The 14,575-nt window shown below is 66.7% G+C and carries 14 protein-coding genes; 3 read left to right on the forward strand and 11 right to left on the reverse strand.

Annotated features, from left to right (window positions below):
* Positions 1 to 49: 49 nt before the first annotated feature.
* From C4S70_RS10055 to C4S70_RS10075, 5 genes are all read right to left on the reverse strand, one after another.
* Positions 50 to 1,105, reverse strand: coding sequence for a HesA/MoeB/ThiF family protein (locus C4S70_RS10055; RefSeq protein ID WP_104007980.1), 1,056 nt, complete (start codon positions 1,103 to 1,105; stop codon positions 50 to 52).
* 11 nt (positions 1,106 to 1,116) lie between these two features.
* Positions 1,117 to 1,578, reverse strand: a complete 462-nt coding sequence (gene dut, locus C4S70_RS10060) for a dUTP diphosphatase (RefSeq protein ID WP_380218735.1) — start codon at positions 1,576 to 1,578, stop codon at positions 1,117 to 1,119.
* A gap of 45 nt (positions 1,579 to 1,623) precedes the next feature.
* A complete protein-coding gene (gene coaBC / locus C4S70_RS10065; RefSeq protein WP_104007981.1) occupies positions 1,624 to 2,820 on the reverse strand; it encodes a bifunctional phosphopantothenoylcysteine decarboxylase/phosphopantothenate--cysteine ligase CoaBC in 1,197 nt (398 codons plus the stop codon).
* 101 nt (positions 2,821 to 2,921) lie between these two features.
* Entirely contained in the window at positions 2,922 to 3,758 is an 837-nt protein-coding gene (locus C4S70_RS10070; protein ID WP_104007982.1) for a ChaN family lipoprotein, read from the reverse strand.
* The gene (locus C4S70_RS10075) at positions 3,755 to 4,633 is read right to left on the reverse strand and encodes an RNA polymerase factor sigma-32 (RefSeq protein WP_104007983.1); all 879 of its coding nucleotides are present in this window, start codon (positions 4,631 to 4,633) and stop codon (positions 3,755 to 3,757) included. Before C4S70_RS10075 ends, C4S70_RS10070 begins: the two co-directional genes overlap by 4 nt.
* A gap of 62 nt (positions 4,634 to 4,695) precedes the next feature.
* Between C4S70_RS10075 and cobU the strand changes: the two genes are divergently transcribed.
* Both cobU and C4S70_RS10085 read left to right on the forward strand, forming a co-directional pair.
* The gene (cobU, locus tag C4S70_RS10080; RefSeq protein ID WP_327315349.1) at positions 4,696 to 5,250 is read left to right on the forward strand and encodes a bifunctional adenosylcobinamide kinase/adenosylcobinamide-phosphate guanylyltransferase; all 555 of its coding nucleotides are present in this window, start codon (positions 4,696 to 4,698) and stop codon (positions 5,248 to 5,250) included.
* Positions 5,247 to 5,825, forward strand: a complete 579-nt coding sequence (locus C4S70_RS10085; protein WP_104007984.1) for a histidine phosphatase family protein — start codon at positions 5,247 to 5,249, stop codon at positions 5,823 to 5,825. The genes cobU and C4S70_RS10085 overlap by 4 nt, the downstream gene beginning before the upstream one ends.
* Before the next feature lie 74 nt (positions 5,826 to 5,899).
* Here the strand turns inward: C4S70_RS10085 and C4S70_RS10090 are convergent, their stop codons facing one another.
* The 4 genes from C4S70_RS10090 to groES all read right to left on the reverse strand — a co-directional run bounded on the left by C4S70_RS10090 (position 5,900) and on the right by groES (position 10,587).
* Positions 5,900 to 7,051, reverse strand: coding sequence for an alpha-D-ribose 1-methylphosphonate 5-triphosphate diphosphatase (locus C4S70_RS10090; RefSeq protein ID WP_104007985.1), 1,152 nt, complete (start codon positions 7,049 to 7,051; stop codon positions 5,900 to 5,902).
* A complete protein-coding gene (locus C4S70_RS10095; protein ID WP_327315352.1) occupies positions 7,048 to 7,896 on the reverse strand; it encodes a DMT family transporter in 849 nt (282 codons plus the stop codon). Before C4S70_RS10095 ends, C4S70_RS10090 begins: the two co-directional genes overlap by 4 nt.
* A gap of 673 nt (positions 7,897 to 8,569) precedes the next feature.
* Positions 8,570 to 10,210 carry a chaperonin GroEL gene (groL, locus tag C4S70_RS10100; RefSeq protein ID WP_104007986.1) on the reverse strand — a complete coding sequence of 547 codons (1,641 nt, stop codon included), beginning with the start codon at positions 10,208 to 10,210 and terminating at the stop codon, positions 8,570 to 8,572.
* Between the two features lie 65 nt (positions 10,211 to 10,275).
* On the reverse strand, positions 10,276 to 10,587 hold the full coding sequence (gene groES / locus C4S70_RS10105; RefSeq protein WP_104007987.1) for a co-chaperone GroES: 312 nt from the start codon (positions 10,585 to 10,587) through the stop codon (positions 10,276 to 10,278).
* Positions 10,588 to 10,830: 243 nt separating this feature from the next.
* On the opposite strand from groES, the gene C4S70_RS10110 reads away from it, so the two are divergent.
* Positions 10,831 to 11,730 carry an alpha/beta fold hydrolase gene (locus C4S70_RS10110; RefSeq protein ID WP_160114865.1) on the forward strand — a complete coding sequence of 300 codons (900 nt, stop codon included), beginning with the start codon at positions 10,831 to 10,833 and terminating at the stop codon, positions 11,728 to 11,730.
* Positions 11,731 to 11,742: 12 nt separating this feature from the next.
* On the opposite strand, the gene C4S70_RS10115 is transcribed toward C4S70_RS10110, so the two are convergent.
* The gene (locus C4S70_RS10115) at positions 11,743 to 13,044 is read right to left on the reverse strand and encodes a hypothetical protein (protein ID WP_146064193.1); all 1,302 of its coding nucleotides are present in this window, start codon (positions 13,042 to 13,044) and stop codon (positions 11,743 to 11,745) included.
* A gap of 60 nt (positions 13,045 to 13,104) precedes the next feature.
* A complete protein-coding gene (locus C4S70_RS10120; protein WP_104007990.1) occupies positions 13,105 to 14,532 on the reverse strand; it encodes a TolC family outer membrane protein in 1,428 nt (475 codons plus the stop codon).
* Positions 14,533 to 14,575: the final 43 nt, after the last annotated feature.

Raw genomic sequence — 14,575 nt, forward strand, 5'->3', positions numbered from 1 at the left:
AGGGGAGAATTTCGACCCCAATATGCGCGGTCCACCTGCGGCGCCCGTGTCACACCGGCGCGTCAATGCCGCAAACCGGGCAGTCCTCGCGCCGCTTCAGCCGGATCTTGCGGCATTCTGCGTAAAGCGCGTCATAGATCAGCATCTCGCCGCGCAGGGCCTGGCCCGCACCGGTGATGACCTTGATCGCCTCCAGCGCCATCATCGCCCCGACGACGCCCGGCAACGGCCCGATCACGCCGGCCTCGGCGCAACTGGGCGCCAGCCCCGGCGCGGGCGCCTGCGGAAAAACGCATTGATAGCAGGGGGTGCCACGGGCCGGATCGAACACGCTGACCTGGCCCTCCCATTGCGACAGCGCGCCCGAAATCAACGGCTTGCCCAGCGCCGCCGCCACCCGGTTCGACAGATAGCGCGTGGCGAAATTGTCGGTGCCGTCCAGGATCACGTCATAGTCTGCGAAAAGCTCCGCCGCGATCTCCTCCTCCAGCCGCCGGTGATAGGGCTTGACCACCACCGCCGGGTTCTGCGCCTCCAGCGCCGCCTGAGCCGAAAACACCTTGGGCACGCCGATATCCGCCTGCCTGTGGATCACCTGCCGCTGCAGGTTGGCGTTTTCCACCACGTCGTCGTCGATCACCCCGATCGTGCCGACGCCCGCGGCGCCCAGATACATGAGCGCCGGAGACCCCAGCCCCCCCGCGCCGATCACCAGCACGCGCGCCTGTTTCAGCTTCTTCTGCCCCGGCCCGCCGATTTCCCGCAACACGATGTGGCGGGCATAGCGGCCCAGCTCCATTTCCGAAAACGTCTCTGCGCTCACCCGCGCCTCCTGCCTGACCTCGACCGGCCTCGCCCGCCGCTTCAGCGCGCAAACCCCGGCCGCATATGCAGCGACGATGCCCGCACCCCCCAGAAGATACAACCACGGCATCACCGACCCGCCGGTCGCCGCGCGCATTGGATGGCCGTCGGGCAGGGTCAGCTGCACCGCGATCACGATGCCGAACAGGATCGCCTGCGTGCCCAGCCGCGCCCGCACCGGCACCCGCATCAGCGCCCCCATCGCCCAGAGCGCCGCGGCCATGCCCAGAACCAGCAGCATCAGCCCAAACCTCAGTCTTGGCCGGTCGATCCGAACCCGCCGCTGCCGCGCGCGGTTGCGCCCAGCTCGTCCACCAGCACGAACCGCGCCCGCAGAACCGGTGCCACGACCATCTGCGCGATCCGGTCGCCATGCCGGACGACGAAAGGCTCCTGACCGGCATTCATCACGATCACGCCGAGCGGCCCGCGATAGTCGCTGTCGATCGTCCCCGGTGCGTTCGGCAAGGTCACCCCATGCTTCAGCGCCAGCCCCGACCGGGGCCGGATCTGCACCTCATACCCGTCCGGAATCTCGATCCTGAGCCCCGTCGGCACCAGCGCCCGCGCCCCCGGCGCCAGCACCATCTCGCCGCGATCGGGCAGGTTCGCCCGCAGATCCGCCCCCGCCGCGCCCGCGGTCGCATAAGATGGCAGCGGCACGGACCGATCCGCCCCCTCGTCATGCACCACCCGGATCGGGATCACGCCCATTCCTGCTTCTTTCTGGTCAAAAATACCCAATTCCCGATCCCTGCCTCACGCGCCCAGCGCCGCGGCAATGCGCGCCGCCAGCCACCGGGCGACCTCTTCCTTGCCCATGCGCGGCCACTCCTCGACCCCCTCCTCGGTGATCAGCACCACGGCATTCTCGTCCCCGCCCATGATCCCGGTTTCGGGGCTCACGTCATTGGCCACGATCCAGTCGCACCCCTTGCGTTCCCGCTTGGCCCTGGCATGGGCGATCACGTCGTCGGTCTCGGCGGCAAAACCCACCACCAGCGCCGGACGCCCCTCTTCCATCCGGGCCACGGTCTTCAGGATGTCGGGGTTCTCGGCAAACTCCAGAACGGGCAGACCGTCGCGGCTCTTCTTCAGCTTGCGATCGCTGGCCTGCGCCACCCGCCAGTCGGCCACCGCCGCCGCGAAGACCGCCGCCTCCACCGGCAGCGCCGCCTGCACCGCCTCGAGCATCTGCTGCGCGGTTTCCACCCGCACCACCTGCACCCCCAGCGGCGGGGGCACCTCGGCCGGGCCGGTCACGAACACCACCTCGGCCCCCAGTTCCGCCAGCGCCCGCGCCACCGCCGCGCCCTGCGCCCCGGACGAGCGGTTGGCGATATAACGCACCGGGTCGATCGGTTCATGGGTCGGCCCCGAGGTCACCAGCACCCGCCGCCCCGCCAGCGGCCCGGCGCCCAGCGCCGCCTCGATCGCCGCGACGATCTCCAGCGGTTCGGCCATCCGTCCCGGGCCGTATTCGCCGCAGGCCATGTCGCCTTCGTTGGGGCCAACGAACAGCACGCCGTCGCGCCGCAGCGTCTCGACATTGCGCCCGGTCGCGGGATGTTCCCACATCCGCACATTCATCGCCGGAGCCACCAGCACCCGCTTGTCCGTTGCCATCAGCAGGGTCGAGGCCAGGTCATTTGCCAACCCACCGGCCATCTTCGCGATCAGATCGGCTGTCGCGGGCGCGACCACCACCAGATCCGCGCTGCGGCTCAGCTTGATATGGCCCATCTCGGCCTCGGCGGTCAGGTCGAACAGATCCTGATGCACCGCGTGCCCGGCCAGCGCCGAAACCGAAAGCGGCGTCACGAACTGCGCGCCCCCCGCCGTCAGCACCGGCACCACGGACGCCCCCCGTTCGCGCAACCGGCGAATCAGATCCAGCGCCTTGTAGGCGGCGATCCCGCCACCGATAATCAGCAAAATGCGCCTGCCCTGCAGCATCCCCGCGCCCCCTGATGCGAAAACCATTTCGACAATAGGTCGATGCGAACGGAACTGCCAGAGACCAGATCGCCCCACCCGGCACCCGACCGGCCAAAGCGCTATCCCTTGTTTTCAAACACCGCACAAGGGTCCGGCCGCTCGACCGGGGGGCTGTCCAGAACCGCGTCGAACCTGCCCCGAATCCGGCCGCCTTCGGACTGGCCCAGGGAAAACACCCGCAGCCCCGGCCGCACCCGGCGCAGCACCTCGGGCACGCCCCGATCCGTCCGCGCGTGCCCGTTGCCGGTGATGACGACGACGGGTCCGCCCGTATCCTCCACCGCGCGCACCGCCGCTCGGGCCAGAATCGCATCGCGCAGACGCTGGAAATCCACCATCATCTTCAACTGCTCCTTCGGCAGGGCATGGCAATGCGCCTCGTCCTGTTCGTCCAGCCGCGCGGCCAGTTCATCCTCCGGCAGCGGCACCATCAACCCGTATTCCGCGGCAGCCGAGCCGAACACCACCGCCATCCCCTGCTTGCGCAGCACCGGCGCGGCCTCGCGCGGCAAGAGCCCGCCATAGATCGGCAATCCTTGCGTCGCCTCCAGCAAGGGCACATACATGTCGAAATTCGGCCATCCCTTGCGCGCCGCCGCGACCGCCTGCGCCAGGTGTCCCTCGCCCTCAAGCCAGCCTGCGTTGATCCGCGCCGCCGTCTCGGGCGAAATCATCTCCCACACGACGGCCTTGGGCCGCAGCGCGCGAATTGCCGCCAGCTGCACCGCGTGATGGCGCGGGTTGTCATGCACCTCGCCCAGAATTACCACGTCCGCGACGCGCATGCGATCCAGCACTTCCGCCGGGATTTCGGCCTCGGGCAAGGACTCGGCCGCCCGCAGCGGGACGGCCCACAGCGCCAGAAGGGCGCAGACCAGAATCGTGAATGCTTTCATGAAAGGAAGTGATGCACCTCGCGCGACCGCGCTTCAAGGCTCTTGCGCATCTTGGCCAAGGCCTGCGCCTCGAGCTGCCGCACCCGCTCCTTCGACAGGCCCAGTTCGTTGCCCAGACTTTCCAGCGTGCGCGGCGCATCACGCAGCTTGCGTTCGCGCAGGATGAACCGTTCGCGCCGGGTCAGCCCCTTCATCGCGTTCAACAGCCATTCGCGCAGCTGCGCCTTGTCCAGTCGGTCGACAACGGTCTCTTCGGTTCGCGCGTCCTCGTCCACCAGCGCGTCGATCCATTCGCGCCCATCCTCGTCCGAAGACTGCACCGCGTTCAGCGACAAATCCGAGCCCGCCAGACGGCCCTCCATCATCTCCACGTCGCGCAGCGGCACGCCAATCTCGGTCGCGATCAACTGCCGCAGCTGTTCGCGATCCAGCGTCGCGCCCTCCGCCTGCGCCTCGCGCTCGAGCCGCGCCTGCACCCGGCGCATGTTGAAAAACAACGACTTCTGCGACGATGTTGACCCGGTGCGCACCATCGACCAGTTGCGCATGACGTAATCCTGAATGCTCGCCTTGATCCACCAGACGGCATAGGTGGAAAACCGCACCCCCCGGTCGGGATCGAACTTGGACGCCGCCTTCATCAGCCCAAGGCCGGCCTCCTGAATCAGATCGCTCATCGGCGCACCATAGCGGCGATAACGCCCCGCCATGGAAACGGCCAGCCGCATGTAGGCGGTGATGAGCCGATGCAGGGCGGCTTCGTCCTGATCGTCCCGCCAGGCGCGCGCCAGCCGCAATTCGGTTTCGGCATCCAGCATCTCGGCCCGCATCGCCTGCCGCGGCAACCTTCTGTCGGACCTGTCCCGAGCACTCATAGGATCCTCCCCCGTCGCCGCACCTTCGACGACCTTGCCATTCTGACCAGAATACGCAGAACTTGGCGCGGCGGATGAAAAACAGGTTACAAAAAGTGTCTTCAAGAGTCACATTCATTCTGGGCGGCGCGGCATCGGGCAAGTCCGCCTTCGCCGAGGAAATCGTTGAAAATTACGTAAAATCAAAGGTTTATCTGGCGACATCACAATATCTCGACGACGAGATGCGCGCCAAGGTGGCGACCCACCGCGCCCGCCGGGGGCCCGACTGGACGACGATCGAGGCTCCGCTGCACTGCGCCGCGGCCCTTGCCCGCCTGGGCGCGGACCAGGTCTGCCTTATGGATTGCGCAACGATGTGGCTGACCAATCACCTCCTGTCCGGCAGCGACATCGACGCCGAACAGGCCGCGCTTCTCTCCGCCATCGATGCCTGCCCGGCCGATCTGGTGATCGTCTCGAACGAGGTGGGCCAGGGCATCGTGCCCGAAAACGCTCTCGCCCGCCGCTTTCGCGAAGCTCAGGGACGGCTCAACATCGCGCTCGCCGGGCGCGCCGACCGCGTGATCCTCATCGCCGCCGGCCTGCCGCTCGCCATCAAGGGGGCTCTGCCATGACCCGCCTCTTTCTGGTTCGCCACGGCCCCACCCACGCCAAGGGCATGGTCGGCTGGACCGACCTGCCCGCCGATCTCAGCGAAAGAGCCGCCATTGCCCGCCTTTCGGCGCACCTGCCCGGGAACGCCCGCGTCGTCTCGTCCGACCTGACCCGCGCCATCGCCACGGCCGACGCCATCCAAGGCCCCCGGCCCCGCCTGCCGCACCTGCCCGACCTGCGCGAAATCCATTTCGGCCAGTGGGAAATGCGCCGCTTTCCCGACATCGAGGCCGAAGACCCCGTGCTCGCCCACGCGTTCTGGGAAACTCCCGGCGACGTGCGCCCCCCCGGCGGCGAAAGCTGGAACGACACCCGCGCCCGCGTGGATGCCGCCATCGACCGCCTCGTCACGGAATACCGCGGCGCGAATCTCGTCGTCGTCGCCCATTTCGGCGTGATCCTGACCCAGGTTCAGCGCGCCCTGCGAACCACGGCGAACGACGCTCTCGCCCACCGCATCGACAACCTCTCGGTTACCGAACTCGCGATGGACGCCAACGGCTGGGCCGTGCTCCGGATCAACCACCGCCCGTGACGCGCGCTCCTCTTCCTGCTTCTTTCTGGTTCCAAATACCCACTGCCGAACGGCGCCGCCCGCGGCACGGCCGATCAGGCGAGAAACCGCTCGGCCACAGCCCCTGACAGGAAACTCACGCGCCCGCCCGCAATGGTCGCGCCAACCCGCCCGGTTTCGGCGTCCAGAACCACCAGATCCGCCCGCTTTCCCGGCTCCAGCCGCCCGCGATCATCCAGTCCCAGCACCCGCGCCGGCCCTTCCGAGATCAACGCCCAGGCCTGTTCCAACGTCAGCGCCTGTTCGCGCACCAGCCGCAACGCCGCCAGCCGCAACGCCGGATAGTGATAGTCGGACGCCAACGCATCGCATAGCCCATCGGCAATCAGCGCCGCCGCTCCGACATTGCCGTTATGCGACCCACCCCGCAGCACGTTGGGCGCCCCGAGCACGATCGCGTCGCCCCCCGACCGCGCGGCCTGCGCCGCCGCGCGGGTTTCGGGAAATTCCGAAATCCGCACCCCCCGCGCCCGCCACACGGTGCGCATCTCGGCGGACCGGTCGTCATGACTGCCCATCCGCACCCCGCGCGCCGACAGTTCCGCGCACAACGCCTCCAGCGCGGCGGGCACCTCTTCGGCGCGCGCATGCAGCGCCCGCATCCGTTCCAGATGCGCCTCGGGGCTGCGCCCGGCTTTCAGTGCCTGCCCTGTCAGACGCGGCGGCCGCCGCCCCTGCGCCAGCCGGTCATGCGGCAGATGGTCGTTGAAAACGACGTAGTCCACCCCCCACCCGGCCAGCCGATCGGGCAGGGAGGGATAGTCATCGAGCATATGCGTCTCGAACCGCAACTGCCCGATCAGGTCGGTCGCCACCTTGTCCCGCAGCCCCGCCAGCGCATGGAACAGCCGATCCGCGAAATCCGGTCCACGCAAACCGCCCTCCCAGCTCCAGAACTGGGCCAGAACGGCGGACGTGATCCCGTTCGCCGCCAGTTCGGCCTCGGCCGCCGCCAGCCCTTCGGCCAGATCACGCACCGCCCCCCGCCGCGGCGCAACGTGGCGCTCGAACCCGTCGCCATGCGCATCGATGATCCCCGGCAGCACCCGGAACCCTGACAGGTCCACCGCCCGCCCAACGGGAGGCTCGACAATGCGCCCGTCGGCAAAGGACAGCCGGTCCCGCACCAACCCGGTGCCCGGTCGCAGCACCTGCCCGCCGACAAGATCCAGCGCCAGCCCGGTCATCGAGCTCGCCGCGGCGCGATTCCAAAGGCGATGCCGCCCAGAACCAGCACGGCCCCGGCCAGAAACTGCGGGCTCGGCACCTCGCCCAGAAGTGCAGTGCCGCCCGCCACGGCGATCACTGGGGCACTGAGCTGCACCAAGGCCGCCGTCGCCGCCTCGATCCGCGGCAGAACCGCATACCAGAGCGCATAGCCCAGCCCGGACGTCACCGCCCCCGAAATGATCGCCAGCCAGAATCCCGTCCAGTTGCCAGCCGCATCAAACCCACCCGAGAAACGCGCCGCCAACGCCACCATGGGCAGCGTCAGCAGAAAGTTCGCCCCGGTCGCCGCCAAGGGATCGGCCGCGCCCCGACCGGCCAACGTATAGACGCCCCATCCAATCCCCGCCGCCACCATCAGCGCCGCGCCCACGGGCTCGGCCTGCCATCCGGCACCGGGCCAGAGGATCAAGGCCAACCCGGCAAAGGCAGCCGCGGCCCCCGCAACCTGTCGCACTGACGAGCGATGCCCCATGGCCGCCGCGATCAGAAACATCGACATCTGCACGGCACCAAACAGGATCAGCGCGCCCACGCCGGCGTCCAGAGTCCGGTAGGCCAGCGAAAAACCGATCATGTAAACCGCCAGCGCCGGGGCGCCGACCAACTGGCGCCGCCCCATCGGCAGCCGCGTGCGCCGCACAAGCGCAAGAAGGGCCAGTATCAGTGTGCCCGAGGCCACGCGAAGATAGGCGAAAGTTTCCGGCGTGATCCCGCCGCTGCCCACCGCCATCCGGTTCAGGATTGAATTGGCGGCAAAGGCGGTCATGGTCAGGGCAAGCAGCAGGGCAAGGCGCAGGGTCATGGGCAAAGGTGATGACGCAGCGGCCCCGCGCGGTCAACCGTGGCCTGCGCGGGCCGGGCGGTCATTCGGCCATCGGCCGACTCTGCCAAACCCCGGGCGATCCGGCAAAGACTTTGGTGCCACAGCAATCTCGCGGCCGCAGGCCTGGCTCGCCCCCGGGAATGCTTCGAACGTCCCGCGCACAGGCGCCGCCCGGTTTCACTCACCGAAGGCGTCAGCACATCGGAAACCGTTCTTCCAGTGTCGACAGGGAAATCGTCCCGAGACGCGCCCCGCCCCGGACCCTTCATCTTGCGAAAAATACTCCGGGGGAGCGCGAGGGGGGAGCGCGAGGGGGCAGCGCCCCCTCGCGCCGGTCGGATCGCAAAGACGATCCGAAGTCACCATTCTTGCCGGCCGGTTCCACTTGCAGCACGATCTCGGAAGATTGCTCGGCCTGCGCGGGGTCAGGCCGCGACGGTGAAGCACCTGCCAAGGAATCCGAAGGATGAGCAAACCGCGCAGGACCGCCCGCCTGACCGCCCGAGGCCCGGCACAGAACTTCTCCCCGACCTCCCGCCAAGGCAGCCGGAGCATCTGGTGTCCCGGTGCGCATGACGCGCAAGCGGCTGGCGCGGCCCATACGAAAAAGGCCGCCCCGAAGGGCGGCCTCAGTCGTGCCTTTGGGCGTCGATTACATCATGCCGCCCATGTCCGGCATGCCAGCGCCGGCGCCGGCAGCCGCGCCTTTCGGCTCGGGCTTGTCGGCCACCATCGCCTCGGTGGTGATGAGCAGACCGGCCACGGACGCGGCGTCTTCCAGCGCGGTGCGGACCACCTTGGCCGGGTCGATCACGCCATAGGCGAACATGTCGCCATATTCTTCGGTCTGCGCGTTGAAGCCGAAGGAAATGTCGTCGCTTTCCTTGACCTTGCCGGCAACCACGGCACCGTCAACACCGGCGTTCTCGGCGATCTGACGCAGCGGAGCCTCGACGGCCTTGGCCACGATGGCGATACCGGCGTCCTGATCCTCGTTGGCGCCCTTCAGATCCTTCAGAACCCGGCCGGCACGCACCAGGGCGACGCCGCCGCCGACCACGATACCTTCCTGAACGGCGGCACGGGTCGCGTTCAGGGCGTCATCGACGCGGTCCTTGCGCTCTTTCACCTCGACTTCGGTCATGCCGCCGACGCGGATCACGGCAACACCGCCGGCCAGCTTCGCCACGCGCTCCTGCAGCTTTTCGCGGTCGTAGTCGCTGGTGGTTTCCTCGATCTGCTGACGGATCTGGTTGACGCGGGCCTCGATCTCGGCCTTGTCGCCGGCACCGTCGATGATCGTGGTGTCGTCCTTCTTGATAACGACCTTCTTGGCCGAACCCAGCATGTCGATGGTCACGTTCTCGAGCTTCATGCCGAGATCTTCCGAGATCACCTGGCCGCCGGTCAGGATCGCGATGTCCTGCAGCATGGCCTTGCGACGGTCACCAAAGCCCGGCGCCTTGACGGCGGCAACCTTCAGACCGCCGCGCAGCTTGTTGACCACCAGCGTGGCCAGGGCTTCGCCTTCCACGTCCTCGGCGATGATCAGCAGCGGCTTCTGCGACTGGATCACGGCCTCGAGCAGCGGAACCATCGGCTGCAGCGAGCTCAGCTTCTTCTCGTGCAGCAGGATGAGGCAGTCTTCCAACTCGGCCGACATCTTGTCGGCGTTGGTCACGAAATAGGGCGACAGATAACCGCGATCGAACTGCATGCCCTCGACGACCTCGGTTTCGGTCTCGAGCCCCTTGTTCTCTTCGACGGTGATGACGCCCTCGTTGCCGACCTTCTGCATCGCGTCGGCGATCTGGCGGCCGATTTCGACTTCGCCGTTGGCCGAGATGGTGCCGACCTGGGCGACCTCGTCGCTGTCCTTGACTTCACGGGCCATCTTCTTGATTTCCTCAACCACCTTGTCGGTGGCCAGGTCGATGCCGCGCTTGAGGTCCATCGGGTTCATGCCGGCGGCCACGCGCTTCATGCCCTCGGTCACGATGGCCTGGGCCAGCACGGTCGCGGTGGTGGTGCCGTCACCGGCTTCGTCGTTGGTGCGGCTGGCCACTTCCTTGACCATCTGCGCACCCATGTTCTCGAACTTGTCCTCAAGCTCGATTTCCTTGGCGACCGACACACCGTCCTTGGTGATGCGCGGCGCGCCGAAGGACTTGTCGAGAACCACATTGCGCCCCTTGGGGCCGAGGGTCACCTTCACCGCGTCGGCGAGGATGTTGACACCGTGAAGCATCTTGTTGCGGGCTTCGGTGTCGAACTTGACGTCCTTTGCAGCCATTTTCAGTTACACTCCTGATTTCGTGCGTTTCTTGTTCAGCTCATGCGATCCGGCAATCGGAACGATCAGGCGGCCTTGGCGGCGGCCTCGTCCTCGATGATGCCCAAGATGTCGCTTTCCTTCATGATGAGCAGCTCTTCACCGTTGATGGTGACTTCGGTGCCCGACCACTTGCCGAACAGGATCTTGTCGCCTTCCTTGACCGACATCGGGATCAGCTCACCCGAGTCCTTGCGAGCGCCCTCGCCGCAGGCGACCACGATGCCTTCACTGGGTTTTTCCTTCGCGCTGTCGGGGATGATCAGTCCGCCGGCGGTCTTTTCTTCGCTTTCCACGCGGCGCACCAGCACCCGGTCATGCAGAGGTTTGAAAGCCATCTTTGCAGCTCCTTGAGGCTCAAAGTCCGTTATCCATCTCCTCCCGCGCTCCTCGGCGGGAGATATTATCACTCACCGCTGGCGAGTGCTAACGGGGCTTAGCTAGGAGCAGACACGGATTCTGTCAACAACCCCGAAGCATTTTTTTGCCCGGCCCCGGCCCGAAGCAGCGCCATGCAGAGGTTTACTTTGCCGCCTCCCCGACGGACAGTCGGGATGAAGGCCACAGGGGAACAGATCCGCATGCAGATCGACGCGAACGGGATACGGCTTGAGGTGGAACTGCACGGCCCGGGTTCGGGTGCGCCCATCATCCTGATACGGGGCCTCGGCACGCAACTGGTCCATTGGCCGGCCGCGCTGACCGAGGGCCTTGCCGCGCGCGGGTTCCGGGTTGTCATCTTCGACAACCGCGATGTCGGCCTGTCGCAACGCTGCCCCGCGCCCGGTGTGCCGTCTTCCGCCGACGAGATCCTTGAGGCGCTGCGACGTGGAGTCCCTCTTCGCCCGGCCTATACGCTCAATGACATGGCGCGCGATGTCGTTGGCCTGATGGACGCGCTGGATATCCCACGCGCGCATGTCTTCGGCATCTCAATGGGGGGCGCCATCGCCCAGATTCTGGCGCTCGATCACGGCGCAAGACTGTTGACCGCGACCTTCGTGATGACCGCCTGCGGGCCGTTTTCCGCGATCAGCGGGAGCGAACCCGAATCAACCGCCGAACTGACGTCGCGCCTGTTGAGCCGTCCTCAAGGCCTCGCGGACTATGTCGCCTCTCAGATCGCCGAGAGCGCCCTGTGGGGCAGTCCCGGATTTCCTGCCACGGACGAAGAACTGCGTGAAATGGCGGCGTGCGCCCATGCGCGGGGCGTGGATGCGCAGGGAATCAACCGGCAATTCCTGGCCGTCGCGTCGCAGCACGGCAGATGCGAGGCGCTGCGCCGCCTCGCGCTGCCCTGCCTTGTCATTCACGGAACGCACGACGCCCTGATACCGCCGGACAAGGGTCGCGAACTCGCCGACATCATCCCCGGCGGCGAATACAAACAGATCGACGGGATGGGGCACATGATAACCACAGCCCTTGCCCCCCTGATCGTCGAAACGGTCAGCGACTTTGTCGCCCGCCGCGCGGGCTGAGGCCGGAAGAACCTATTCCAGCTCTTTCGCCGCCAGTGCCCGATGGATTTCCCGGCGCACCAGCTTGCGGACATTTCGGGTGATCCGTTCGCCCAGAGCGCCCTGAAGTTCCTGGCGCACGATGTCCGCGACCAGTTCGCGCAGGCTTTCTTCGTCCAGCACCGCTTCGTCGTCGAAAACCGATACAGGCTCCCGGGAGTCGTCCGATGCGTGGGGCTCAGGAGGCCTGTGCACGAACATTCCGCGGATATCGCCGCCCGCCCCCTTGCCTTCGCCGTCCTGCGCGCGCCCGTCAGCGCCGTGGCCGTCCTGCTCCGGCATTCCCTCCGGTTGCGCGGCAATCGTTTCCCTTTCGAACACGCCCCGGATCACGCCCGCCGGGGACGACCGGGAGGGATTCCCGCCGTTCTCCCACTCGATGGGCCGGACTGGCGTTCCGGCATAGTCGTCTTCGCCGGGGCCGTCCGGTTCGAACTGCTCGTGACTGCGCCCGATCGCTTCTTCCAGGGCCTTGATCTTGGCGGTGAGGTTCTCGGTGCGCCGTTCGAAGTCTTCTTCCAAAGCCTCACCGTCTCCGATGCCCTCCTCCGCCGGCTCAATGATGTCGTCCGAAATCGATTCCCGAAAGCTGTCCGCGCCTTCGTCTGCCTCCCGATCCGTCTCTGCGCGCGGATCATCGGCCGGTTCCCCCCCCTTCAGGTCGCCGGATGACTCGCGCTCCACCAGATCCAGATGCAGGCGGGGCTGGAATTCTCCCGCCGCCCCTCCGTCTGAGGGATCGATCACGTCGTTTTCGTCGGGCCTTTCGGTCACCGCTTCACACCCGGCCTCGCGTGCCGACGCGAACAGAGTCGCCTCGGGGTCACGCCACGGCTCTTTGCCCACGTCCAGCCCGCTCTCGGCGTCGGGCGAATCGTCGACGCGGTCGGGTTCGAATGCCGCGGCCATCTCCGGCTCGGGCGCGATGCCGGTCTCTTCGCGCTCTGTCTCTGCAGGTTCGGCCTCGACAAGATCGATACCGTCAGGTGCGGCACCCTCATCCGCGGCGTTGTTTCCGAACTGATTACTAAACCATCCGGTTTCGTCCCGCAGCGCATTGATCTCGTCGATCCATGATTCGCTTTCGCCCTCTGACGTCTCGTCATCCGCCACCCGCAAGGCCGGCGTGAGCACGAGCTTGTCCTGCGCGACCCGTTCGCGGGAAACGACCCGTCGCGGCCCTATACGGCTGTCTTCGCTGACAAGTCGCCGAATCGAGGACAGAACATCCTCGATAACGGTCTTTGATACTGGATCAGACATGTGCTCGCCCATTCTCGCCTCTGGGCGAGTTTAACCCCCGTTGCGACTTCTCACAACAGAAAGGGCCGCGTCCTATTTCTTGCCGATCGCCTGAAGAACCCGGTCCAGATCCTTGCCGCGCTTGCTCAGACGCGCCGGGGCGTCCTTGACCATGTTGTAGTAAAGCGTCGGATCATAGATCTGCACGGGCAGGCCCAGATGCTCGGCCGTCAGAAGGCCTTGGGCGAACAGCACCTGGTAATAGGCAAAGGACAGCTCGCCGCGCGCCTGGTTGCGCAGGGTCAGCGCATCAAGCAGATCCTGCTCGGCGATCAGCACGTCAAGCGTCGTGCGCGCGCCCAGCTTGGCCTCTTCCCGGGTTCCGTCGAACGCCACCCGCGAGGCCCGAACCTGTTCCTCGGTCGCCTTCAAGCTGGCCCGCGCGGTGTTCAGGCGCACATAGGCATCGGTGACCGCCTGGACGACCTGATCCTTGACCTCCAGCAGATTGCCCCGCGCCGCGTCCCGCTGCGCCATCGCGCGGCGATGCGTGGCGGCCAGCGCGCCGCCCTGAAAGATGGGCTGCTGGACGACGACCGACGCCGCCGCATTGTCGGTGCTAAACGACGTGCCCGAATATTCGGTGATTCCGGCCGACAACCGCAGGTTGGCGGTTGGTCCGTAGGCCTTGCTCGCGCTCAGCACGTTCAGTTCCGCCGCCTTCACCTGATGCTGGACCGCCTGAATCTGCGGGTGGTTGCGCTGCGCGACGGATTGCGCGTCCTTTTCAGAGGCCGGAATCCTGGGCAGGGGCGGCTGGCCGCTCAGCTTGCCCGGCGCATGCCCGACCACATTCACATATTCCGCCCGTGCACTGGCCAGTTCGCCGCGCGCCGTCGCCAGGCCGGACTGGGCATTGGCCACGCGCGCCTCGGCCAGGGCGACGTCGGTGCGGGTTACTTCACCGACATCAAATCGGTCCCGCGCGGCCTTCAGCTCCTCTTGCAGCACGCGCAGGTTGTTTTCCCGCAGCCGCACGTTTTCCTCGGCGATCAATGCGTTGACATAGGCAGCAACCGCCCGCAGCATTACCTGCTGTTCGACCTGCAACAGCGACTGCCGGGTGGCGAGCACGGTTTCCTGCGCCGCCTGTTTCCTCAGCCGCGAGGCCCCGCCGTCATACAGCAGCGCATCCAGCTGCAGCCCCGTGAAGAAGGAGCTGTCGTCATAATTGTAGGAAACGCCAAAACGGCTCACCCCGTCCGTAAAAGACCGCGTAACCTGGGTCGTCCAGGTCACCACGGGACGCAAGGCGGCGACGGCCCGCGCCACGTCTTCGTCCGCCGCACGCAGCAGGGCCCGGTTCTGTTTCAGCAGACCGCTGGTGTTGTAGGCACCGACCAGAGCGTCGGCAAGGTTGTCGGCCTGCGCCGCCCTCGGCCCCGCTCCGACGGCACCCATCGCGATCCCTCCGGCAAGGACCATCGCCCGAACCAGACCTTTACCAAATGCTCTGCTCATGACTGCCATTCCGATCACTCTGTAGCTTTGGCCCAATCCTGAG

Source organism: Jhaorihella thermophila (genome assembly GCF_900108275.1).
Classification (GTDB): Bacteria; Pseudomonadota; Alphaproteobacteria; order Rhodobacterales; family Rhodobacteraceae; genus Jhaorihella; species Jhaorihella thermophila.